Annotated in this window: 19 protein-coding genes; 6 read left to right on the forward strand and 13 right to left on the reverse strand. The window is 59.3% G+C overall.

Annotated elements, in window-relative coordinates; all coding sequences use genetic code 11:
- From HF327_RS11715 to HF327_RS11745, 7 genes are read right to left on the reverse strand one after another with little or no spacing between them, the layout of a single operon-like run.
- On the reverse strand, nucleotides 1-1806 hold the full coding sequence (locus HF327_RS11715) for a hypothetical protein (RefSeq protein ID WP_169108398.1): 1806 nt from the start codon (nucleotides 1804-1806) through the stop codon (nucleotides 1-3).
- A 10-nt stretch (nucleotides 1807-1816) separates the two neighbouring features.
- A complete protein-coding gene (locus HF327_RS11720; protein WP_169108399.1) occupies nucleotides 1817-3442 on the reverse strand; it encodes a hypothetical protein in 1626 nt (541 codons plus the stop codon).
- Between the two features lie 16 nt (nucleotides 3443-3458).
- Nucleotides 3459-3923 (reverse strand): hypothetical protein, encoded by a 465-nt coding sequence (locus HF327_RS11725; protein WP_169108400.1) that lies wholly within the window; start codon nucleotides 3921-3923, stop codon nucleotides 3459-3461.
- A gap of 24 nt (nucleotides 3924-3947) precedes the next feature.
- Nucleotides 3948-4373 carry a phage tail fiber protein gene (locus HF327_RS11730; RefSeq protein ID WP_169108401.1) on the reverse strand — a complete coding sequence of 142 codons (426 nt, stop codon included), beginning with the start codon at nucleotides 4371-4373 and terminating at the stop codon, nucleotides 3948-3950.
- 11 nt (nucleotides 4374-4384) lie between these two features.
- Nucleotides 4385-5539 (reverse strand): hypothetical protein, encoded by a 1155-nt coding sequence (locus tag HF327_RS11735; RefSeq protein WP_169108402.1) that lies wholly within the window; start codon nucleotides 5537-5539, stop codon nucleotides 4385-4387.
- Nucleotides 5539-5997 (reverse strand): hypothetical protein, encoded by a 459-nt coding sequence (locus tag HF327_RS11740; protein WP_169108403.1) that lies wholly within the window; start codon nucleotides 5995-5997, stop codon nucleotides 5539-5541. Before HF327_RS11740 ends, HF327_RS11735 begins: the two co-directional genes overlap by 1 nt.
- Nucleotides 5994-6593 carry a hypothetical protein gene (locus tag HF327_RS11745; RefSeq protein ID WP_169108404.1) on the reverse strand — a complete coding sequence of 200 codons (600 nt, stop codon included), beginning with the start codon at nucleotides 6591-6593 and terminating at the stop codon, nucleotides 5994-5996. Before HF327_RS11745 ends, HF327_RS11740 begins: the two co-directional genes overlap by 4 nt.
- A 318-nt stretch (nucleotides 6594-6911) precedes the next feature.
- Here HF327_RS11745 and HF327_RS11750 point away from each other — a divergent pair, with 318 nt between their 5' ends.
- Nucleotides 6912-8711 (forward strand): AAA family ATPase, encoded by a 1800-nt coding sequence (locus HF327_RS11750; RefSeq protein WP_198460475.1) that lies wholly within the window; start codon nucleotides 6912-6914, stop codon nucleotides 8709-8711.
- A gap of 561 nt (nucleotides 8712-9272) precedes the next feature.
- Here HF327_RS11750 and HF327_RS11755 read toward each other — a convergent pair.
- Nucleotides 9273-16745, reverse strand: a complete 7473-nt coding sequence (locus HF327_RS11755) for a PLxRFG domain-containing protein (protein WP_198460476.1) — start codon at nucleotides 16743-16745, stop codon at nucleotides 9273-9275.
- Between the two features lie 232 nt (nucleotides 16746-16977).
- On the opposite strand from HF327_RS11755, the gene HF327_RS11760 reads away from it, so the two are divergent.
- The 3 genes from HF327_RS11760 (at nucleotide 16978) to HF327_RS11770 (ending at nucleotide 18811) form a co-directional block, all read left to right on the forward strand.
- Nucleotides 16978-17442, forward strand: coding sequence for a helix-turn-helix domain-containing protein (locus HF327_RS11760; RefSeq protein ID WP_169108407.1), 465 nt, complete (start codon nucleotides 16978-16980; stop codon nucleotides 17440-17442).
- The gene (locus HF327_RS11765) at nucleotides 17442-18017 is read left to right on the forward strand and encodes a PIN domain-containing protein (RefSeq protein WP_169108408.1); all 576 of its coding nucleotides are present in this window, start codon (nucleotides 17442-17444) and stop codon (nucleotides 18015-18017) included. Before HF327_RS11760 ends, HF327_RS11765 begins: the two co-directional genes overlap by 1 nt.
- A gap of 71 nt (nucleotides 18018-18088) precedes the next feature.
- Complete coding sequence (locus HF327_RS11770) at nucleotides 18089-18811, forward strand: hypothetical protein (protein ID WP_169108409.1); 723 nt, start codon at nucleotides 18089-18091, stop codon at nucleotides 18809-18811.
- Between the two features lie 49 nt (nucleotides 18812-18860).
- Here HF327_RS11770 and HF327_RS11775 read toward each other — a convergent pair whose 3' ends face one another.
- Nucleotides 18861-19871, reverse strand: a complete 1011-nt coding sequence (locus tag HF327_RS11775; protein ID WP_169108410.1) for a phage antirepressor N-terminal domain-containing protein — start codon at nucleotides 19869-19871, stop codon at nucleotides 18861-18863.
- 89 nt (nucleotides 19872-19960) lie between these two features.
- Nucleotides 19961-20146: an Arc family DNA-binding protein gene (locus tag HF327_RS11780; protein ID WP_169108411.1), complete on the reverse strand. Its 186-nt coding sequence runs from the start codon at nucleotides 20144-20146 to the stop codon at nucleotides 19961-19963.
- Between the two features lie 127 nt (nucleotides 20147-20273).
- On the opposite strand from HF327_RS11780, the gene HF327_RS11785 reads away from it, so the two are divergent.
- Both HF327_RS11785 and HF327_RS11790 read left to right on the forward strand, forming a co-directional pair.
- On the forward strand, nucleotides 20274-20792 hold the full coding sequence (locus HF327_RS11785; protein ID WP_169108412.1) for an Arc family DNA-binding protein: 519 nt from the start codon (nucleotides 20274-20276) through the stop codon (nucleotides 20790-20792).
- 47 nt (nucleotides 20793-20839) lie between these two features.
- On the forward strand, nucleotides 20840-21202 hold the full coding sequence (locus HF327_RS11790) for a hypothetical protein (RefSeq protein ID WP_169108413.1): 363 nt from the start codon (nucleotides 20840-20842) through the stop codon (nucleotides 21200-21202).
- On the opposite strand, the gene HF327_RS11795 is transcribed toward HF327_RS11790, so the two are convergent.
- The 3 genes from HF327_RS11795 to HF327_RS11805 are packed head-to-tail and all read right to left on the reverse strand — an operon-like array spanning nucleotide 21203 to nucleotide 24127.
- Nucleotides 21203-22999, reverse strand: a complete 1797-nt coding sequence (locus HF327_RS11795) for a hypothetical protein (protein WP_169108414.1) — start codon at nucleotides 22997-22999, stop codon at nucleotides 21203-21205.
- Between the two features lie 8 nt (nucleotides 23000-23007).
- Nucleotides 23008-23682 carry a phage adaptor protein gene (locus HF327_RS11800; RefSeq protein ID WP_169108415.1) on the reverse strand — a complete coding sequence of 225 codons (675 nt, stop codon included), beginning with the start codon at nucleotides 23680-23682 and terminating at the stop codon, nucleotides 23008-23010.
- Nucleotide 23683: 1 nt separating this feature from the next.
- Nucleotides 23684-24127 carry a hypothetical protein gene (locus tag HF327_RS11805; RefSeq protein WP_169108416.1) on the reverse strand — a complete coding sequence of 148 codons (444 nt, stop codon included), beginning with the start codon at nucleotides 24125-24127 and terminating at the stop codon, nucleotides 23684-23686.
- Between the last annotated feature and the right edge of the window lie 45 nt (nucleotides 24128-24172).

Consider the following 24172-nt stretch of genomic DNA (forward strand, 5'->3'; position numbering starts at 1 on the left):
TTAGATCCTCCGGGTGGACTCGTTGATCACGAAGCGCACCGCATCCACCGTAAAGGGAGCACCATCGACATTAGAGAAAGTGGGCGTGAGATAGGTGCTGCGCAAGCCGCGCCCTAAATCAAACCGCAGCTCGCGCATGCTCTCGCCGTGGCCGCGTGCCGGATAGTCGTAGTCAGCGGGCTGGCCGCCCAGCAGCGCGGCGATATTCAGGCTCATCGCGCCAGCAGCTGCGCCCAGATAGCAGTAGCTTGCGGTCTTGATCTGGGGGCTGCCAAAGTCAAGCTGACCAAAGCCAAAGCGCGCGGCGATGGGCTGCCCCGCATCGTCTGCGCCCTCCAGTAGGAAGAGACCGTTTTCATTCGCCCCGTAGCACTTGTCAGATATAGACATGAAGCTATTGAATTCATAGCTATCGTATTGGGTCGTGCCGCCAGACTGGCGCATGCAGAACACTTCGTTCAGGCCAGAGAGCACGGTCATCGAGCCGCCCAGCACGGCGCGCATGGGCTTGAGCGGCAGCGTCACCACGCCCCGCGCAGCCATGTTGCCGCCCAGCATCAAGCTACCGGCAATCGTCACATCGCCAAGGGCTGCTTCCTTGTAAGCGGCCATTGAGCCAGAAACATTGAGAGTCATGGGCCGTGTCGGCAGCCGGGCGACCGCATGAAAGGCCGAGTTACCCTTGAGCGTCAGGCGACTGTTTCCAAAAGGTAGTTCATCCGCTGGCCAAGCCCGAGCGAACGCAAAGAGCGGCGGCAGCTTGAGCGCCAAGCGCCCAAACAGGCGCTCTGACACGATCATGCTGGGGGTGGGCAACTGCATATCCAGCTGGCCGGAGATACCTACCAGAACATAGCCAGCCGTCAGCGGCGCTGGCAGGGTCAGGCTCAGCAGCGAGAAAGCCGGTGCCGTGATGGCCCCGCTCATAAAAGTCGTCGTCTGGGCGGGCAGCGCCAAGTTCAGCAGCGCGCCGGCGCCATCGCGGGCGGCGGTCCTGACGAGAGGGATGCGAAGGCTCAGAGTGCCGGTAATCTCCAGCTCTGGATCTGCTGGGAACTCTGGAGCCAGACTGCGCAGCACAGGATCGAATATCTCGTCGTCGCCCGCATACAGCGAGGCCTGCAGCAGCAGGGTGCTGTCACCTGATGCCGTGTCAGTGCTCCTGTAAATCTCGATGCCGTCCATGAGATAGCTGACGATGCCGCCTTTGCGCAGCACCTCGAACTGCGTCAAGGCGGTAAAAGCTCGGGCACCGTTGCGGTTTTGGCCACCTTCGATCACACGGGCATAGCCGCGCGAGAGATAAAAGCCGAACCGAACTTGCAGACCGTTGTAAACCTGCGCCCCTGTGTGCCCACTAAGGCCGCAGATCGCGCCGATGCTGCTGGGTGCACCGCGAAACGTCGCGCTCACATCCCCTTGAACAGATGCAATCGAGTGCGCGCCTGCATCCCAACCCAGATGGTAGTCCCAGCGCCCAGGTACAGAGGCGATCCCCTCTTGTCCACGTTCCGCTGGGTAGTGAACCAAAATAGTCTCTTCCCAGCAGGTGTATGCGTAGTAGGACTCGCTGGTGATAACGCCCGAGCCGGGGGGTAATTTGTCGGGAACGTAATGAGCCGTTGTCTGCCCGGTGCGAGGGTCGGTCACAAACTGGTAATGGCCAGGAACCAAGTGGTTGACCACCATCTTGTATCCGCAAACCGTGCGCTTCTCCCACACATCACGCGCAGGACGCGGGGCAATGAAGGGCCGCCCCGCAATTGCAGGGATGTAAGTCTTACCTTTGATCAGTGAATTAGCCACAGCTCATCCTTCATGCGTTCGGCGGTGTAAATCGGCTATCGCTTACCCATGGGGCGCCGGGTGTGGCATTGGCCGGCGCTGCCCCGTCTCGCAGCTTTGTCACTTGCGAGAACTCCAGCAGGTGAGCCCGCGAAGTGATTTTTTGCGGTGCCCGTGCCTTGTCTGACAGTGTTGCGCGCAGCGTCCAGGTCGCACCCAAGTCACCGGACTGGTACAACACATAGCCGAGCCCCGGCTCATAGACGGGAACCACAATCGTGTCTTTGGAGATGGCTCTGGCCACGCCCACGCACCACCCCGGCCACGGCATCGGTGGCTGCCACTGGATGTTCACACCATCCGTGGTGAACAGGCAGCGCGGCGGGTTGTCTCGGTAGTCGGCTGCACCCAAGGGGCGCACAACAAACAGCGCTCCGCCCTTGATAGGGATGCCCACCCAGCCCGCCAAGTAGCCCACAGCTGCAGCCTCCGCGCCATCCCAGCCGCTCTCTCCCGGTGGCGTCACGCTGTCCTCCAAAACAGCCGTTTCAACCACCGTGCGGGATACAAAATCGACCACACCAAGTTTGATCTTGGCGTTTACCGCATGGTTTCCAGGCCTTACCTCCATCACATAGGGAATGGCCATAAGTACCACTGCCTGCTGCGGGTTCAAGGGCACAGTCACCGATGAAAAAAAGTTCACTGCGAGATTGAACGTGGGCGCGTACTGTGTGTGCGAGTTCAGAGACAGAACGGTGTCGGTGAACTCCTGCAAAATTGGCGCGCTGTCCAGGGTTGCGAAGTTCAGGCCACCATCCTCTGAGTAATGAAACTCAATGCCTGGGCACTGACTCACATCGATGGGGTGCGGCAAATCAAACAGGGGGTATTCGGGCCGCATATAGGAACCGATCCCGAAGCGCCCCAAGGGGCTGACCGTAATTGCGGCAAAGTCCTTGGCCAACTGGTATGCAACCGTCTTGATATTCGCGTAAAGCTGACGGCTGCCCACATCCACAACGTAGAAAAAGCAGTACTGCCCGTCGATACAGGTCACACCTGACAACGCCTCGTAGAGCCACTGGCTTTTTTCGCCGCTGCGCACCAATGTCGGAGCCGTCATCTGAATATTGGTCGTGAATTCACTCACCGTTCCCAGATAGGTCTGAGTCGCCTTGATCGCGTAAACATTCCCGTAGGAGGTTCCATTGCGGGACTGGTACTGCACCGCATCAAGCACATAGGCTGGCCAGCCATTGAAGTCCGCAACCTTCTCGGCGTCCCCCTTCGCCCAAGTCATCTTGAGAACGCTCGCCTTGCCGTTGCCGTAGTAATTGAGCGCTGTGGAATTCCATGCCTCGGTTTCGTCGCGCAGCATCACCTGGCCCCGGACACGAAAAACGCCTCGCGCATCAGCGCTGGCCACCGCGCGCACCAGACCATCGGAGAATGTTCCCGAGCTCAGATAGGCATCCAGCTCCTGCTCTGGCGCCGGATCGACATACAAACGCTCACCCACCTTGCGGGAAACAGAGCCATCTGCATTCTTGCGGCGCAGGGCCGGGGTGTCCATCGCGCCGAGCATGCGGGCCTGACGCACACCCACACCAGCGCCGGCAGAGCCTTGCTGATAGGGAAACTTGGAGTAATCCATCCCGCCCTCGCCGCGTTTACAGGCTGGAAGGCACGGTGGCGCTGGCCGCGTCAATCGTCAACGTCGCGCCAGAGGCAACCGCCAGGCTGCTTAGTGCCAAGTCGGAGCCCTGGTCCGTGACAAGCCCCACTTTGCCCTGAATGCGAACGCTCGTGCTGCTGGCACTGCCGTCATCGCTGGGCGACTGGTAGCGAAAGAAAGATGCCGTGCCCGAGTTCACCGCCACGCCAGACCAGACCACACCGGCAGGCTTGGAGACAGAACCGTTGACGGGGCTCTCCCACGCCAGAGGGTCGCCACTGCCATCGACGCTGTAGGTCGCAAGTAGCGTGGCAGAACCAATGGCCGCATCAGCGTCCGCAGGGCGCGAGCCTGCATAGAGCATCAGCACGCAGTCGGCCATGATGGCGCCAGCAGGCGCAGCGCCCAGGGCAGCAGCGGCCGCGTTGTTGCGGTAGGCAGTAGAAAATTGCAAAGACATAAGGGCTCCTGGTGAATACGGGACTTATTGGGGGTTGATCAGCGTCAGGCTGATGGGAACCTTGATCACATCGCCAGGGCCGTAGGTGCGGGGAGAAGACAGACGCTGCACGGCAAGTAATTTGCCCACCGCAGCACCCTTGCCGCCGCTGGACACCAGCGCGAACATGCGAACGGTCTTTTCTGCAGTCATCGTGAACTGAGCCACATTTCCTTGGTTGTTGGTCGCACCACCGGCAGAGCCCTGCTCCACAAACTCAGGCCGGGTGCCTTCGGCATAGGCTGTGATTTCAGTAGCGCGCACGCCAATGTTTGCAGCGGTGTCGCTTTCCTGTGGCTCGTAGTCGCCTTCATAGAGGGCCACATACCAGGCACCGATCTGTACGCCGCCATGCACACCTACGTCCAGCAAGTAATCACGCCCCTCGACGGGGAAAAACAGGGAACTCATACCCATTCCTTTCAAGTCTGTTCAACGTCAAAGCGAGCGGTCAGGACATGCCTTTCGCCACCCCGCTCACGCATCAAGGTCGCGCCCGAGCGCGCACCCGCAAAAACCAGTGCCTCGTCTTGTGGCACGGCCACTTGGCCACCGGGCTTGGCCATCACCAGCCCCAGTGGGCTTTGCCAGTAAGCGGTCTGCTCATGGGGATCAAAGGCAGCCGAGCCGCGCAGCGCACCGTAGGGCAGCACTACCGTGGGTGCTGATGCAAGCGGGTCGCCGGGAATCCAATAGGTCTTGTCTGCGCAGACATACAAACCGTCTTCGCAGGGCTGCACCAGCGAGATTTCTGCAGGGAACGGAATGAAAGCCCGCCCCAAGTTCAGCAGCCCATAGCGGTAAGGCTCGCTCACATACAGCAGCGTGCCGCGCACCGACAGCAGCGAGCCCCGGTAATGCGCAAGCTGGTGACCAGGCGGCAGCTCGGACAGCATGAGGGTGTTGCAGGCCGCGCCGGTATTGCTCAGACTCAGGTAGTCGCCCGGGCCGATTTCATTGAAGACCTCGCCATTGGGGCCGGTCGCATACACCAGAGTGGACGGCGCGAGGCCGCGAAACGTCATCCCTGAACCATCAGGCAAGTCCAGCGCAACAGGTTCGGTACTGGGAGACTCGCCATCCTCACCCAGCGCGGTAAAGCACACCTGATAGCGCCCTGCCGGCAAACTGCCGCCAACGACTTGGGCCACCGGCACAGGATTGGGCCTTGGCGTGATCAGCGCACGACCGACAGCGCCCGCCATGCGCCCAATGCGCTGGCCGTTCGACCAATAGACCATTCCATCGGGCAGGCGCACATAGCTCACGGGGGCGCTGCCCACACCGGGAACAATGACCGTCGCAGTCATGGCCTTTGCATCGAGTTTCACCAGATCGCCGTCGCGCACGGCGTAGGAGCCGCCAGCATCTGCCCACAGCGAGTGGAAGACGCCGGCCAGAACCTCACGGTAACCCTGCCGGCGCTGAATCAAGCCGCCCTCGGTCAGATCCACGTTCTGCGCCACTTGCAGCCAGGAGGCCTTGCTGCGATTGGGTAATGTGGTGTCCATCCGCGTGGGGGGCAGACGGTTGTTCAAGCCCAGGATCGCGCCCATGGAGACTGTTTTACCTGCCATCAGGGGTTCTCCCGTGCGCCTTTGATGGCTGTCCAAAAGACAGAGGGCGCGCCATTCGCTTCCGCGTAATAGGAGATCGTCGCATAGCCGAACTCCGGCTCCAAGGCAACCATGACCAGCTTGTTCGGGCCGCGCACTCCGTTGATGTAGAGCTCCACTTCGTAAACCCCAGCGGGGGCAGGGTCCCAGTAAGACTCACGGAAATAGTCCACTGGATTTGAATAGCTGCTCGCGGACTTCTTGCTGGCTGTCCGGGCTGCGCCTCCATCAACCGGGTAGAAGGTGTGGAGCAGTTCAACCTCCGTACCTTCAGGCACCTCGCCATCGGGCGCTACGCCGTAGTACCAAGACCCGCCATAGTCAACCAGCGAGCCAGAGTGATCTGGGGATAGCGGGGTATCTCGTGGGTACTCTTCCCAATCCGATTTGGCGCCCCAGCCTAAAAGGTAGCCGCTCATGCTGCAGCCCTCTGCTGATTAATCCAGCGCATCGAAAACGCCTGCGCCGCCAGAATCTGGGGGCTGCGGCTGAAGCCATTGGGGTTGCGGTTCCAGATGTAGCCCACACGGATCACATAAACCGCGCCCTGCAGGCCCAGCGTCCAGTACAGCATGTGCTCAGTCCAGAAGTTGCCGCGCGGCAGCACCTTGGCGGCAGCTTGGGCCTTGGCGCTGTCCATCACCACAAGGTGGTGCACCAGCATCGGCCGTTTGGCGTGCAGGTCGCTGTCGTAGCTGTAGGCAACGCGTCGATGGTCCCTTGGGCCGTCTTTACCGATCTCTCGCAATATCTCGTCTGTGTACGCCATCGCCGCGCCCTGCGCCAGCATCTTGGCCTCGCACTCTGCGAGTACGTTCAGATAGTCGTCGGTCAGCTCGTCATCGTCATCGAGGAAGAAACAGTAAGGCGTCTGCACCTTGGCCAGCACATCCAGCCGCGCCGCGTGCAGCTCGGCGGGAGAGCGCAGGACCTGGGTGCAGCCCAGCACCTGCACACCGGGCAGCACCAGCGTGACAGGCTTGGCGGATAGAACAATTGCCGTAAAAAGAGACATGGCCGCGAGTTTTACGCGGCCATGGATTGGAGTCGAACCCTAGAGGGGTGCTAATGTTGAACGGCTGTTAGCGGCCAGAAGCAGTCGTCCGGCACGTGGTCGCGAGCGGCAGTCCCAGGTTGACTGCCACTAAACAGCTTTTCGATCTGCTTACTCTGAACCGGTCACTGAGGGCTGCTGATTTTTGGTCGGTAATATGGCAGCGATTTCAATACTCAGAACACCCGCCATCGGCCATCAAGTGACGATCGATTTCGCGCCCGACACCGGAATGTCGAAGCGTAGCAAGACCCACAGCGGCTCTCCAGCCAACGCGGAATGGGACGTTCCATAGTGGCTCGCCTGATTGGTCAGCATAAGGGGGCGCAGATGGGATGCCTTTTGCCCATTGGCCACTTTTCTAAAGCGCTGCGTTCACACGCGGTGCCCTTTGCCTTCGCCTACCATCAGAACAGTAGAAACAACATTTCCGAAGGAGTAGGTATGGAGAGAGAAGAACGTCGGCAGCTCGCCCAGATGCAAATTCAAACTCAGGCGGGAACCGTCCAAGTAGCGGTGAGGGCGGGAAGCCCGGTATTTATCTTGGGACGCAACGGCACAGGTAAGTCTGCTCTGGTCAATCGGCTTGCGGCACAGTGGGCGGGAAAAGTCGTCTACATGCCAGGGTCACGACCAAGCTATTTCGATAACGAAAGTCTGTCCATGACACCGGCGAGCCGCCGTGATTTCACTACCAGCCAAATGCACTATGACTCCCTGCCAGACACAAGATGGAAATCCATTACTGGCACGGCTCGTAACGAGAAGGCAATCCACGATCTTCAAGCGGCTGAAACCCAGTACAAGCTTGATGCTGCGAATCAAATAAAAGCTGAGGGATCGAGTTCCTTGGCGATTGCTCGACTCCAGGCAGATAACTCCCCGCTGGACATCGTCAACTCGTTGCTGGCTCAGGCGAATCTGGCAGTAAAGCTTACGGTCGCTGGAGGCGAACTAAAGGCGATGCAGGGCGGCTCGCTGTACAGCTATGCGCGCATGTCTGATGGTGAGCGGTCTGCACTTGTTTTTGCGGCCGAGGTGGTTGCAGCACAACCAGGCATGGTCTTCCTGATCGACGAGCCTGAGCTTCATCTTCACTCGTCGATTGTTGTTGCACTTGTCAAGGCACTCATACTGGAGCGGCCTGACTGCGGCTTTGTCGTCTGTACCCACCAACTTGAGCTGCCTGTAGCAGTTCAGGGTGGCGAGATAGTACTTGTGCGAGACAGCGTTTGGCAAGACGGACATATTGCTTCATGGGATGTCGATGTCATCCATGGTTCAGAGCAAATTCCAGAATGGCTATGGGTTGACGTGATCGGCGCACGACGCAAGATTCTGTTTATTGAAGGAAATAATACGACGAGCTTGGATCAACCTCTGTACTCGCTTCTTTTCCCGAAAGTTTCGGTACGACCACGCGAGAGCTGTAAAGATGTGATGAGAGCGGTGGAGGGCCTTCGAGCCGTTGAGCAAGTCCACCGAGCAAAAGCATTTGGTCTCATCGACCATGACGGCATGTCTGCAGAGCAGATGAGGAAGTTCGAGGAGGATGGCATCTACCCGCTACCGATCTTCGCTGTTGAAAGCCTGATCTACTCTCAGGAAGCACAAAGCGCTGTCGCGGCACAGCAGGCAGAGACGTTGGGTATTGATCCCCAGAAAATGCTTGATGAAGCGAAGGACGCTGCGATCGAATCACTCAAGGGACAAGGAAAGAAAGAGCATCTCGCGAGCCGCCTGGCAGAGCGGCGGGTGCGTGACCATCTCTTCTTGGCGATTCCTACACGTCAACAGTTGATGGCGCAATCCGTAGGTGATTTAAACGTTGTAGTTAAATCGCCATACCCCGATGAGCTTGCGCACCTTACAGCGTTGATTGACACATCTGACATAAATGGGATCGTCAGCAGGTATCCAGTGCGTGAATCTGGCGCTCTTAATGGGATTGCTAAAGGTCTGCGTTTCAATAATCGCGACGACTATGAGAGAGCGGTTTTGCGACGTGTTGGAGTGGACGCCAAGCTGCGAGACGCATTGAAGCAGAAGTTGGGCAATCTCGCTTCGCAACTTGAATGAATTTTTCGACAAAGAGTAGCCGAGTAGGCAGATGCGGTGAGGGCGCAGAGCTGTTTCGACTCACTTCTGAAAGGCTCGTAAACTCCGAAATCATCAAAGACTGACTGAGATTTCCGAAGGGTGTACGTCGCAGCCCGAACCCCGCTGCCCTGCGCCGGAATGCATGCCTGAAGTGTGGTGGCACGGTATCGGGTACAAGGGCCAGCCGGCCGTACGCTGTCATCTGTGGCAGGCTCAAGCCGCAGAGTCGTTCCACCGTGACCGACCGCTGACTGGCACTTCACCCAATGCAATTGGGTTGCCAGAAAGCTGCCGCTGGCCGATGCCCGCTTCCGCTGCGCAGTGGGCATCGGTTGACGAGGCATGAACGACTGCAACGGGTCGAGGCTGTGTGAAAACTCCGTCGTGAGCAAGGCAATTCGTAAATCGACCTCTCAGATCGATCCAGGATCGACGATCACGATGTCGGGAATGGTTTTGCTACTACCGAAAACGTGACCTTTTCGCGTTTCCACACAGCCTCGGTCGATCTGAGACATTCGCAGATCGACCCAAGCCACCTCACCCCCAAACCTCCGCTGCTTGCGACCGCATCTGCTCGCGCAACGCCTTGGGTGCAGCCTCCGCAATCCGCTGGGTACGATCCTTGCCCATCTCGCGCACGCGCTTCCACACATCCGGCATCTTCACCACCATGGGCTGATCCGGGTTGACGCGGTTCCAGTCGGCCAGGCGCTCGCGCACCCGCTTCACCGCCGCCTCGTCTTTGCGGAACAGCGCGTCTGCCCATTGCGCCTTGATTTCGCTGCTGGTCTGGGTATAGAAGGACTTGCTGCGCTGCATGAAGCTATTGGCCTCCTGCACCTCAGACACTGGCTTGGGCTGGAAGCCAATGGCTTTCGCCGCGGCTTCGGCCAGAGTCGAGTCGATCACCTTGTAGCCCTTGGTATCTCGGTACATGCCAGTGGCCGCCATGTCCGCACCCTTGGCCAGATTACGAATGGCCGTGGGCGAGATTTCCAGCGCCGCGCCCGCCACATCACCGCCCAGCAGCTTGCGTGCGCCGCTAAAGCCACGACTTACCAGATCACCTGCCGGGCCTGCGATTTCCAACAAGTCGCGCTCGCGGCTGGGTTTGTTGAGGAACAGGCCGGTACCGGGCAATAGATTGCCCATACCCAGACGCCCGGACACATCGATGGGCGCCCCCGGCAGGCCAGAGATACCCTGCTCCATGAAATCGGCCAGCTCCTTGCCCACGGCATCGGCCATCAGCTCCTTGCGCCACTGCTTGCTGCTCAGGTTGTAGCCCATCAGCTGGCCCGCGCCGTCAATCAAGTCTTCCGCGTCTTCCATGAAGGGCAGGCCACCGGCGCCGCCCATGAGCACCAGCATGGCCAGGGCCCAGCCCACCGCGCGGCGCCCAGCAGCGCGCTCAGGACTACCTGCTTCGCCCTGAGTCCACATGCGCTGCATCAGCTCCAGATAGCTGACGCTATAGGTTTTGAAGGTAAAGAGCGTGCCACCCACGGCACCGCGCGCCCATTGGGGCTTGTTGGCTTTGGAATAGACGAACTGCGTTTCAAGCACGGCCTTGCGCGCGAATGCGGCTGGATCGGCCATGCCCTGGTCCTTGGCAATGCGGTATGACGCAATAAAGGTGCTGCGGCGGTTGAACTGCTCAGCCAGCGCGAAGGGCTGACCCCAGAGCACCTTGCCCTTTTCCCACAGATTGCTGGCCTGGGCACGGGCATCGCCGGTCCGGGTGCCGTCACCGGAGCGCAAGCCGCCAGCGCCGCGCGCCTGGGCCATCAGCTGATGCACTTCCTGCGGGCTCACCGTGCCATCGTCCTCGGCGGCCTGCAAAGCCTTGGCCAAGTCATCTTCGTATTGAAACCCCTTGGTACCCATATCCTTGAGCGCGCGCGCCATCTGTGCGCCGGCCTTTTTCATACCGCCGTACTGGCTCAGCCAAGGCATGGTGATCTGGAAAGGCTGGGTCATGTTCACAAAGGCCGAAGCGAGTGAGCCACCCAGGTACTGCGCAAACAGCATGCCGCGCACGGCCTGGCCTTCCTCCTGGGGGTCGCGGATGTAGCTGCGCAGACCCATGGCCAGATCCTTGAGCTCGCCCTGCTCCTTGGGGATCGCGCCAATGGCAGTGTCCATCTTGCCCGCGTTCAGGCCCATGGCCCCGGCACGTGCATTGGAGTACACAAAGTTGGCCACGACCCGGCCCACATCCTGGCTGAAACCCGCAATACCCTGCCGATGGATCATGCGTTTCATGGCGCTGTGGTTGTTCTTGGTCAGCTTCAGGAACTCCTGAAATGCCTTGTCCTGGGCCTCATTACCCTCGGACTTCAGGCCCAGCATTTCTCCGAACTGCTCCAGCGTCTCGGGCGTCACGCCCGCAAACAGCTTGTAGGCCTCGGCACTCATGGTGCCGGTGGTGATGGTCGCGCCCTTGAATTCCTGCGCGAGCTGCATCTTGGCCAGATTGGACTCCCGCTGGCTCTCATACATGCCGAAATATTGGCGCTCGCCATTGGCATCCACCACATCCACGGTATAGCGGCCAAAGCGCGACAGAGGGGCATAGCCCGCCTTTTGCAGATCTGTGGCCGTTTCCATGCGACGTTTGATCTGCTGCATGTACTCGCCCAGGCGGTCGCGTGAGTCCGGGTCAGCCTTGGCATCCTGCTCGAGCGTATCCAGCAGCAGCTGGGCGGCGGCCTCCACAGAGGGCTGCGCCAGCACCGCGTCGCGCATGGGTTCGTACTTCTCGCCCACCACGCGCAGCATGTCGGTGCGTGCCGTCATGTCGATGGAGCGATCAATGGCCGCGCGGGCTTCGCGGTACAGACTGACCTGATTGGCATCGGCCCCAAACATGGATTGCAGCTCAGAATCGCTCCAGACAATGCCCGCCTTGAGCATCTTGCTTTCAAATCGGGAGTCAATCAGCTTCTCAAACTGCGCCAGCGGCAGGCCTTGCCACATGGCCAGCACACCCGAATCGATCTTTCCCTGCTTGAGCAGCATGGCAGCCTTGTTGTGCACCGACAAATTGGCATGACGCTTTTGCAGCTCACCCACCTGGGCAGGCTTGCCGTTCTCGTCGCGCGCCCAGACCAGCGTGCCTTCAAATAGTGGCTTGGCCACCGCCTTGTTATCTGCCGCAGACACCGGCTTTTTGCGATCCTTGCCCAGCATGTCGCGCAGGCTTTCCACACGGGGGATCAGCCGTGGCGCGGCATCGGCCGCATCGTTGGCCAGCATGGAAACATCTTCAATGTTCTGGCTTGCTGCCTCGTACACTGGCTTGAAGGCTGGAGCGCGCTCGCCCAGATGGCGCATGGTGCCCACGGATTTATCCCAAAGCGATACCTTGCCCTCATGGGTGAAAGTCTGGCTCAGCTGATCCAGGGCACTGTCCTTGAGCTCCATCATCTTGGAGCGGCTGAACAGCAAATCATCTGCATCACTGTCACCATTCGCCGCATCGCGCTGCACTTTGTTGGTGTCCAGAGTCAGCAGGCGGTTGAGCTCGCGCGCAACATCCTCAGTTGCCGCCTTGCCCTGCTGCACACCATTTGCTAAAGTAGAGACTTCTCCTGAACTCGTTGAGCCAGACCGTTCGGATGCCTTCTTGGCATCAACACTGGACACTCTCGGCTTCAGGAGATTTTCTTTGAGCGAAACACTATGCAGGTACATCCGCTGCGTGTTGTGGTCGCGGCGAACCAGAACAGTCACGATGTTGTCCTTGCCTGAAATACTCACCGGCGCGGAAGAGTAAAAGCTATCGGTATGACCCGCTGTGGCCCGATACACCAGCGCACCACGCTCAATCACATCCTTGACCGCTGCAAATGCCACCTTCTTGGCATCGTTGGCACCGCCATGCGCTACCGAGCTTTTTGCAGAGCGCGCATCCAGAAGCACCTCACCAAATTCCGGGCTGATGGCTTTGCCTCCCTGTTGGGCAAAGAGATCCGCCGCCCATCGCTCCACTACGGCATATCCACCTGATGGCGCGTTCTTCAAATCCAGGACCGCCACCGGTGCACCCTGCAGCACCAGAGCTTTTTCCAGATCGGTCTGAGGTGCTTCACGCGAGTCACGACTGAACGAAGCAACCCCATACAGATTGCCAGCAGCACCACCACGCTCCACCCAGGCGCGCGCCGGCAGGATGTAGTTGCGGATCAGCTCGGCATCAGTCAGGGCCAGAGATTTAAAGCCCGGCACATGGGTGCGCAGCCAAGTGCGAATGGCCGCCACAGCACGGCGCACAAAGCCAATTTGCGGCGTGTTCTGCGCCATCTCGGCCAGCACTTCCTCGGCGGCCGTGCGGCGATCCAGGCGGTTGATACGACGCAGACCGTATTCCTCGATCTTCGCGTCCACATCCGCCTTGCGCATGGTGGCCACCTGGTTCAGGATCAACCCCAAGTCCTTGCCAAACAGGCCGCGCAGGCCGTGGTGCCCCAATGCCTCATGGAACAGCACGCGGGCCGCGTCGTTGGGCGTCTTGAGCTTGGACGCCATCAGGTAGACCTTGCCCTGGTAATAGAAGCCTTCAGGTGCACCACGGGCACCGCCGCTGCGCTGCTTCAAGTCAGCGCGGCGGGCGCTCTCTGGCACCACGGGGTCTTGCATATCAAAGGCCACGACCACCTCGGGACCGTTGGCCCAGGCCCGGCGAATGGCATCCGCCGTACCCGTCACAGCGCGAACGGCCTCCGCGCGGGCTGCAGGCGAATAGCTGGGGCGCACGTTCATCGCCGGGGCTGCAGCAGCTGCGGCGCTGGCTGGCTGCCCCTCGTTCATGATTTGCAGGAAGCTGGCTACATCAAAGTCCGCACCGGTTGCGGTGTCTGCGGCTTCGCGGCGGAAGCTGGGGGAGTCCATGCCATCCACTTCGCGTACCAAATGGCGGTGGGCATCCTCTGCCTTGAGCAGCTGCAGCCGGTTGGCAGTGCCATCTTTTACGGCTGCACGTAATTGCTTGACCTTGGCCCAAGCCTCCTTCTTCTGGCGCTCTCGACTCTCAATCTGCCCTTGGACCAACTCCTGCGCCGGAGTCAGCTCCTGCTTGCTTCGCTGTGTTGCATGCTTGCGCTGCCCATCATTGGGTGCAGGCGCAGCCTGTGCTTCCTTGGCAGCCTTGGCCTCCTTCATGCGCTGCGGTACCGACTTTGGTGCAGGTGCAGGCGTGGACTCGGTTGCAGGTGCTGATGCCGGCGCGGCATTCGCACTGGGCGAAGCCTTCACCGCAGCCAATGCCTGCTCCACCGGTGCATCCAGCACGATGGCCTTGACCTGCTTGCCTTCCTCGGCTGCCGCGACTGCCTGGTGGTGGCCGTCAATGATGTGGCCATCGCTGGACACAATCACCGCACGGTCGCCAGTCGCGCTCTTGGCAGCCTCGACCTTGGCGGGCGAATACTCAGCCTGCGTGGGCTTGAGCGCTGCCGCGTCCACGGTCGTGGTTTCGTGGGCAATGCCCTGGGCATTCAGGTGCTTGACCAGACCGCCATGGTTGGCAGTGGGCACTTGGGGCATCTCAGCGCGAGGGATGCCCAGCGTGCCAGTCTCTGCCGCGAACGGCTTGGCATCGGCCATAGGCTGGGCTTCTTGTTTGACGGGTGTTTGACTGGAAGCCGGCTGAGGCTTGGTCTTTGCTTCACTTTCGATAGCTGCTTGCGCTTTACCTGTAGGCGATGCCGCCGAAACCGCCAAAGAATCCAGCAGATTGCCGCGTGTTTTCTCGCCAATGTCTGCCCAAGCCCTAGTGTGCAGGTTCTTGCGAGCAATGGCATTCAGCCCCGGCGCGGTGGCCGTCACTGCCTGGCGCTCTACGGTGGTCATTCGGGTCCAGCGTTCGCTGGCTTCGAGCTGTCGCTGGCGCTGGGCTTCGCGCCCGGCGTTGCCCTCATGCGCGATCTGTTCCGTCTTGGTTGCCGAAGCGGCAGCACCTACGCTTTGGCCTGCATCCTTGCCAGCTTGCGTTGCTCCTGCTTGCGCAGGTTGCGAGCTGCCTTGCTGGGTTTGATCGGCTTGAGAGACATTGGCATTCGCTCCTGTTTCAATAGCTGTTAGCGTTTTCTGTGCAAGCGCTTGAAGTGCTTTCTCCAGTTTTGCTGTGCGCTTGTGATTGGGGCCGTAATGAGCAATGGCCTGCTGCAGCTCCTGCTCGCTCATGGCGGGGATCTGCTTGGCCAGAATCTGGTTGATGCCGGTCAGGGGCACAGGGGCGGGCGCGCCCGTGCTCGAAGCGCCGCGCTCTTTCCCGCCAGAGGCTTGCAGCTCCAGACGGGTGAGCTGGGTCTGCAGCGCGTTACGCTGGGCCACCATGTCTTTGTTCCAACCCTGGGCCTTGCCCTGCTGCTGCATGTAACCAATGCTTGCCCGCAGGTTGTTCATCTGCGCTTGCAGCGAGATTTCGCCAGTATCTGGGTCCACGCCTGGGGCGACAGCAGGCGATGGTGCGCTCTCCTGTGGAGCCATGTCCTGTGCCGCGCCCGTCAAGCTGCCTGCTGTGGGTGTTTGCTCCGCCGGTGCAGTCAGGCTGGCTGTCGCGCCGGCATCCACCGCCATGGCTGCCGCTTTGGACAGCGCGCCGGCATTGGGGTCCAGGCCCATGGCCTGAGAGGGAGCCAGCTCTGGCGCGGGAACCGCTGGAGTGTCCGCGCCCAGGTCTGCCGTGCCTGGCGCTGCATTGGGGTTAGTAGTGGACTCGCCCACTGGTGCTGGGGTTGCAACTGGCTCCGTCACCTGCGTCACATCCTCCGGCGTTGCGCCGACATTGCCCATGTCGTCTGCATACAGCGTGGCGTCCTGGCCCATGTCATTGGCCGCGCCCGACTGTTCGACCGGCACACCTGCTGACTCGGCAGTTGAGGGCGATCCAGCTGCAGCCTCTTGCGCCTGAGCCTGGGCCACATTCCAGCCGCGCACCCACTGCGCCTTGGCCACCACGCTTTTGATCGACTCCGGCGGCGTGCGCGGTTCTCCAGAAGCAAAAGCAGCAGCACCCTCACTCTGTCGCTGGGCCGCGCCCTTGTGCGCCATGCCCTCCATCGCGCCAAAGCCTCCACCCATGGGGGCAGAAGCCAAGCCTTCCAGCGCAGCCTGCCCGGCCACGCCCTGCCAGGTTGGCACATCAAAGCCTTCACCCTGCAGCGCGGTATTGGAAGCATGCCGCTCCTGCCCGCCCTGCAGCATTTCCATCGGAGCCTCTTTGGCCGCGCCCATAGCAGTGGAGCGCAGCACACCAGGAGCTGCTTTTTCTGCTACCTCGGCCGCCACGCGCTGGCCGGCCAGGCGCCGCACCGCACTTTCCGCACCGGTACCGCCAGCTGCCGCGCCCAGTACCCCACCCAGGGCAATGCTCCCCGCATTGGGGCCTGCATAGGCTTGAGCTACATCGGCACGCTGGCTGGCATCGGCCTCGCTCCCGCCCGCTTCTAGGTGCTTTTGCTTCACGCTTTCGTGGATCTGCCCCTTGATGCCACCCAAGCCTTGCGCCGCGCCCAGCCCCACCTGGGCTGCACGCGCGGCTATGGCAGGCACGGCGCCACCACCAGTCAGCAGACCAGCCACCAGCGTGGGGGCAGAGGTGCCCAATGCATTCAGCGTGGTATCAATTGGAGCTTCGGCAAAGCTGCCAGCATAGGCCTTCACTTCCTCCCAAGTGCTGCCAGACTCTTCAGCTACTTTGATGATTTCAGAGCGGGCCTGCTTCTGAGCTTTGCGCTGTGGTGACACAAGGTCCGTCAGCTTCTCCGTAGCCTTGCCCAGAACACGTGATGCAGCATTGTCGGCACCAGCCACATCCGTAAGCATCTTGACGCCCTGGGTGAGCCCCGAGCCCAAAGCAATGCCCAAGTCGCCGGCTCCGCGAATCAAGCTTCGTTCAGGCGGCGACTCTCCATCCAAAGTTCCCGCAAATGGCGCAAGGCCCTGAGTGGCAGAGCTTGGCTTATCCAGCTCACCTTGAAATGGCTTGAGAGGCTTTTGAGTCATCCCCCAATGACACCTCACCCCTGGTGGTGGTGTCGAACCCTAGCGGGTGGCACACAAGCTACCGCTCCCCACAACACATGCTGGCTACATGATCCACCCTAATCACTCTAGTGATGCTTCTGCCCCCTAGGTTTTGCGGCAAAAGTTGACAGGCGGGCAGGCCTTCATCACTTTCGTGTTGCGAAAAGTGCATTAATTGCGAATAATGCGTTTAACGAACAAGGAGAGAACCATGAGTCAACAAGTGCTAGAACCAGCGAGCCCAGCGGAAGCCGAGATGGCAGCTGTCGCAACCAGCTGCCTGATAGCCGCTCTGGATCACTCTCGCGCAGAAACCGTCAAGCTGAAGCTGGAGTTTGATGACGGACAAGGCGAATGCCCGGAACTGTTACTCCCCCCCAAGGCGCTTCGCTTTTTTGCCAACGTACTGCGGCAAATGTCCAAGCGCGAGCCCATGCTGTTGGTACCCCAAAAGCTAGAACTGACCACGCAAGAGGCCGCGGCTTTCCTCAATGTGTCACGCCCCTTTGTGATCAAAGAAATTGAGCAAGGCCGACTGAAGTGCCGAATGGTGAACCGGCACCGCAGAATCGAATTTGAAGAACTGGTCAGATACCAGGCTGAGTCGCGCGCACGCTCTGAGGCTGCGCTATCCGAGATTGCTCAGCTCACCAAAGATATCGGTCAGGAGTTGTAATGGCAGGTGCAGCGGGTTTCACAGCAGTTTTGGACGCCAACGTGCTCTATCCCGCTTTACTGCGGGATGTCCTGCTTAGTCTGGCGCAGACAGGCATCTACGTTGCCCGCTGGTCTGTAGATATCGAGGATGAATGGTCGCGCCACCTGATTCAGGACTTCCCTGACAAAGAGGCGTCCATTCGCCATATGACATTGCAAATGCAGACGGCCATACCGGATTGTCTGATCCGCGGCTATGAACCATTTATTGATGGCTTGAACTTGCCAGATCCCGATGACCGCCATGTCCTGGCTGCAGCCATCGTGGGGCACGCAGATGTCATCGTTACCTCGAACACCAAAGACTTCCCACGCGACGTCTTGGCAAGCTACGACATAGAACTGCAAGGCCCTGACGAATTTCTCGTCAACCAGCTCAATCTTTACCCACTGCGTGCACTCGAAGCCCTCAAAGCCATGCGCCAACGCTGGAGGCGTCCCGAGATGTCAGCTACTGCCATGATTGAGCTCATGGAACAGCGTGGCCTAGCCATGACGGCCTCGCACCTGAGCGAAGCTGTCAATTTGCTCTAAACCAGACTGCTTCAAATTGACTAGCACAGGTAACAAAAGCTTAGTTCAATCCAATAAATAAAGGACAGGAAGTGAAGTACGACAATCCAGCTGGACGTCTGCTCGAAATACTGCTCAAGGTGCAGGCGTATCCGAAAAACGCTTCGGCCAGAGATGTCTGGCGAGAGGTTTTTGAACTGCCAGCCTCGGAAACGCTAAGTCCCTTGATGACAGCCAAACTGGGAACAACAATGTTGCTAGTGCAGCAAGCCATTGATCTGCTTAGAGAAGATCATCCAGAGCTCGCTGACCCTCACCCAGGTTGGGCAGTACAAGTTAGCCATGCTTTTCAAGCGCACAACGTACATAGCCACATTGAAACCTTTTCCGCCAACATCTCCACTGACTTGGTAGCAAACGTCCGAACTGCTGCTGTTCTGCTCGATAAAGGCTCGAAGCGAAAAACGTTGTCAGTTGAAAAGTTGGCAGAGATGCGAGAAGCAATCGATGTCGTGCTCAAAGATGTTCTGGAATCCGACGAGATGGATGCAGGACTTCGCAACTATGTTGTGCGCGCTTTACGCAAGATCCTGACAGCGATTGACGAATACAAGTTGACCGGGGCAACTCCGATCCTGGAATCAATTGAACAGGCAGTTGGCCATGTAATGGTTGATCCCGAATACAAAAACTTTTTGGCCAACGCTCCGCTAGGACAACGTGTATTTAACGCTCTCCAAGCAGCCGGCAGCATTGTCACCGTTGCTACTGGCATGCCAGCTCTTACACATACTGCTCAACTATTTCTAAGATAGGAAAGATGCAATAAAAAAGCCCGCCAAAGCGGGCCTTTTTATTTACAAATCAAGCATCATGACGCAATGCAGGCTGTCGGCTTGCGGCGCTCCTCGCCAATCGCATAGTGCAAGCCGTTGCAATGTTGGCCAACTGTTCATCAGTGGCAAAGATGGGGTCTTCGCCATTTAGCCATTTTGGCAGCTTGTCCAGCGAGGTGATCATTTCCCCGTTATCCATTGCTCGCGTGGCTGGCGCTGTGAGCTGATGGGTCATCCGGTCATACGTCAGATTGGACACAAAACGCTTAGTCTTCCAATCCACATCACCTTGCATGACTGCAGCAAAGACAGACCGCTGCACTTGCGCGCCTGCCTGGGCCGACATGGAGAATGCCAAGTCAAGGCGCACAGCATCATCCAGACTCACTCTGGTCGCTGCGGGCTTGCTCTCCACTTCATCACCCGCATACCCATTGGGCAACTTGGCAATCAGATAGCCGCGCGCTTCCTCGTATTGACCAGGGTGCAAAGCCAGATAGCTGTGAACCTTGAACTTGCGTTGCAGTCGCGCCCAGGTTTCCGCATAGTTCTGAGTGCCGGCATCGACGATTGCCTGAACAATCTGCTTTAGGTCCTGAGCTTGGGCGGGGCTGATGCGATCGTAGTCAAAGGTTGATTGCGCGGGCTGCGCCAAACGCTTTTTGACAGCGATACCCTCGCTCCAGTAATTCCAGAGAGCGTCGTCGCATTCATTTTGGTAAGTAGTCACCACTTCGCGCAGCGATTCACGGATTTTTCCAACATTGATTCCGGCCAGCCAACCAAACAGTTTACGCAGAGGCAAGCAGATCATCGACTGAACGCCGCTGATGGTGGGTATTGCGATTTCCGCAACACCCCAGCGCGCTGGGTTTGCCTTGAGCTTTGAAAACTGAGCCGCCCAGTCCAAACCCATGCCAGAAACGATAGGCTTCATCGGCGTGTACGGCTGGCCGTTGTGCTCTACAACATACAACTCGGCACCGTGAAACGGTACTGTGATTGCGCGATTGGCGTTGATTTGCGTAGAATCGTCCATGTTGAATCCTTGTGTGATAACTGGGTTTTTGACACTCAACGCCTCTGGACTCCTACCTCCAGGGGCGTTTCCTTTTTCAGGCTTGCTTTTCATGCTGCAGCCTTTTCCTTTTCATTCCGTACAACTTCTTGGCCGCGCTTGATGAGATAAATGATTTCAGAGTTCATGCTTCGCTCGTTGATTGCGGCACTGGCCTTGATTGCTTTGCGCATACCAGGTTCACTGAAGCGCACAACATACTGCTCCGCCCTAACCTGTGCTGGTCCATCCGACATCTTTGTCTTTCGTTAGAATAGCGACTTGCTATGAATCGAAATATATCGAGTCGATAGCTATTAATCAAGCGATTTATAGCGACTCGCTTTATTGAATTTTTCTATTGTTGCGCACGGAGTTATAGCCATGGAAGAGAAGCAGGCTTATCCATCTGATCAGGCTGATAAGGTACTTGTGCGCATGCCAGACGGGATGCGCGATCGTCTAAAGCATGCTGCTAAGACCAACAATCGCACGATGAACGCGGAGATCGTCGCTCGATTAGCAGCGTCACTTGTCGCCGGTTCAACCGACCTTTATGAAGCCGACTTAAAAACAAGCATGGAGATCGTGCGGCAAGAGTTCGAACACGAAAAACGACTCGCGCGAGCTCAGTTGCTGCTAAGCACGTACCAAGATCAAGCCTCTCTGGTCCGTCGCAGACTTGACAGAGAGATCCAGCTGGTAGAGCACATCGAGGCCCAACTGGCAATTGCGACCAAGCATGGAGACGACACCGCGCCCAGAATCGCGCGTGAACTGAAAGATGCACAGTACTGGCTTGAACGCACCCAGCAGGAGTACGAACTCATTCAGCAAGAGATCGCCAGCACCAAAAGTGAGCTTGAGCACGCACGCCAGAGCCTGAAGAACCCTAATGAATAAACATTAAAACGCTGCAGTCATTTAACACACCGCCCTGTGGAGGGAGCATGAAGATCACGATACTGCAGCTGGTGGGCGGCTCGCTGCTGGCACTGGCAGCCGCGCACGCTCAGGCAGCCAACTACGCCACCTGCCTACTGGACAAGCTGCCTGGCACACAAAACGATGTGGCAGCCCACGCCAACATGCAGGTGTGCTTAGGCAAGTTTCCTGGCGGCATTGAGGCCACTCCTCAAGGAAAAGGCCGCGGCATATTTGGCTTTAGCAGCGGCGCGGAGTGCACTGCCAAAAAGGCTGGCGACACTCGCAGCAACCGCGCAGCAGTCCTGATTGGGGTCGCCTGCAGGAAGCTGTATGACGAGCCCGTCAAACTCACCCCATTCAGCGGGAAGCTCGACGGGGAAAGATAGTCACCCACCCACGAAACGGTTTCCCTTTGCGTCCTCGTACACCGGCTTGCCGCCAGCCGTTCCGACCTGCTTGGTCATACCTGGCGGCAAGGACTGAGAGCTGCCTCCAACTCCACTCACCTCCTGCACATCCCCAGTACGGCTGTTGTAGCGAATGACAGAACCGGCAGTCGTAGAGCCATCCACATTCTTGGTTGCAGGCGTGACTTGCACCTTCCAATCAGCTTCATCTTTGCCCGAGTAGGCGCGCATCTGGCTCGCAATCGCTGCCTGCTCTTCCGGAGTCTTGGCGTTGATATAGGACTCCTGCAATTGCCCAAGGCGCTCTGCTGCTTTAATCTGCGGCGCGCGCAGGCGCTCGTCACTGTTGGCTCGCTGCTGATCCAACGACAGGCGCCGCAAACCCAACCCCAATTGGCCGGATGCGCGCGAACTGGCTCCGGACTCAGCCAAGGCCGCGCGTCCCGTCGCACCGGCTTCGGTCATAGCAGTGCGCTGCAGACCGCCGGCCTGTCGCATGCCTTCTTGCTCCAGCGCACTCGCTCCGCGCATGGCTTCCAGATCACGGCCATCGATGGCGCGCAGCGCTGCCGCGCCATTTGCGGCTGTCTGCTTGTGAATCGAGGTTGCCTGAGTCTCGGCGTCACGGCGCTGCTGCTCAGGGGTGCGACTCCACATATTCCCGTTGCCAGAAGATTGGCCGATCGAGCCTGACCAGCCAGGCTGGCTGCCGCCATTCAGCCCCAAGCCTGGAGCTTCCGGCTCTGTAGTCTCAGTAGAGCGGCGCAGGCCAAATCCGCCCGCTCCTGACTGAGCCAGCGCACCTGCTGCTGCGTCGTTTTGTGCATTGGGCTTGCCAGTGAATCCAGCAGGCAAGCCCATCCCACCTGACTGGTCGCTGTACTGGCCGCGCCCATGGTTGTAGACGCCATCGATCATTTGATTGGCTGAAGCGGCAGGTGTAGATGCAACAGCTGGCGATGGAGCACCAGGATTCACCAGTGGCGGATTGATAGACCCACGGCCAGCGCCAGCCGTTGATGTCGCGGGTGCAACGGCAGTGGCGGGAGTGGCTGCTGCAGGCGAAGCGCCGCCTAAGAGACTGGCCCCAAGCACTGCACGGCCGGCATTGTTCGATGCAGTTGAAGCCGCGTTAAAGCCTCGACTGATCGCGCCGCCCGTCGAGGCGACACGCCCCGCTCCTCCGAGACCGGGTAGCGCAGCCGCCGCATTGCCAAAATTTCGGCCGGCTTCGGTATTGCTCCAGGCATCCTGAGATCCATCGGGAGCAGGTGCCTTGAGGCCGCCTGTCGGAATCTGAGCCAGAGCATCCGCACGCTGGGTGTCCGTCATTCCTATCGGTGCAGTCTTCGGTGTGGAGGTCGGCGCGCTGGATGGCGCACTGCTGAATCCACTGGACCCCGGCAGGCGGTTGCCAGGAAAAGTACTACTGGGGCTTGGCAGCGCGGCCGGCTTCAAACCCAGCCCAAGCTGATCCTCTGGCGCGCCACCATTGGCAAAGAACACCTCGGGCTTGAGGCCCAGTTGGGGCGCAGCTTTGGCTTGCGGAGCGTTAGCGCGTGCGGCATTCAAACCAAACGAGGTTTGCACCGGTGCATGAGTCGCATCCACCACGCCCTGCAGCGCCTGCTTACCACCCATGGCATGCACCGTGTCGGGCGGCAAAACGAACTCACCCGGCTTGAACATGCCGGGGATGGAGTCGGGCGCCTGGTTCTGCGCCTGGGCCAGGGCCGCGCCCTTGGCATTAGGTTGGGGTTTGGACAGTCCGAACATGCGGCACCTTAAAAAATGTAGACCACGTTCACCTGGGGTTCATCATGGCGGGTTGCGCGGCGCAGATCCGCATCAGGCCGCGCACCGAAGTAGCCGGTAAAAACTGCCTCGGCCGAGGCCGCGCGCTGCGGGTCAAACCCATCGGCATCGGGCTGGCTGAAAGCGCGGTGCAGCGCCCAATACACCAGATAGGGGTGACTGGCTTCATGTATCTCCGGTTTGTCCGAGTCGTTGGCCATGGGCTTGAGCGGCAGGCGATAGGCCTCCAGCGTCAGCACTCCGGCCTCGCGCGGCGTGGGCACCACGCGCAGCGCGCGCTCAGTCTGGATGGCATACATCACATCGCAGCCCAGACGCACGCGCCACTCTGGGTGGCGTCGATCAAGCCACTCGCGCGTCACCAGTTCCACGGACTTGCCACTATGGGCCGCCGCGCTCGGCTGCCAGTGCAGGTGCGCGATCTCATAAACCTTGGCATGAAGCTGATACGAGGCCTGACCCGCATTTACCGCAATCGTAGTCACGGCAGGTGTGCTGTCATCGAGCAACAGCCGCCCGCGCACGGCGGCTTCGTCCTGAGCTTCATTGAGCCAGCGCGTTACGGCCTCGTCCTCCCACAGATAAGTCTCAACCTTGTCGGTCGCATCCTCGCGGAAAGAGGCAATCAGCTCACCGAGCGTCATATCAGCACACCCCGTACTGGTCCAGCATGGAAAGCACCTTGGTGCGCATGTTGTCCAGCGACAGGTTCTTGGGAACGACTTGGTTGTAGCTGTCCTTGGCGAACTGTTGCACGCCCTCCTTGTCCATATTCATGATCTGATCGATCAGTTGCTGGCGTTGCGTGTCCTTGTCGCGCTGCTCATCCTGTAGTTTCTGCGCCTGCTCCAGAGTCTGAAGCGTGTCATCTACAAGCTGTGCACTGCTCTGCCCGTCCTGACTGCTAGCAGCCTGCTCATCCTTGCACGAAGCAAACATATCGGCATGGCGCAAGAACCTCTTGGCAATCTGAGACGGCAAGGATCGCACCTGACCTCGCTCGAAAGATAGATTCGTGCCATAGAGGCGATCCACATACGGGCTACGCCGCCCGATGTACTTCACATCGGTATTGATTGGGGTGTTCATGGTGATCCTTAAGGGAACGAACAAAGGAGCGAAAGGGCCGCGCCC

This window comes from Comamonas suwonensis (genome assembly GCF_012844455.2).
Taxonomy (GTDB): Bacteria; Pseudomonadota; Gammaproteobacteria; order Burkholderiales; family Burkholderiaceae_C; genus Comamonas; species Comamonas suwonensis.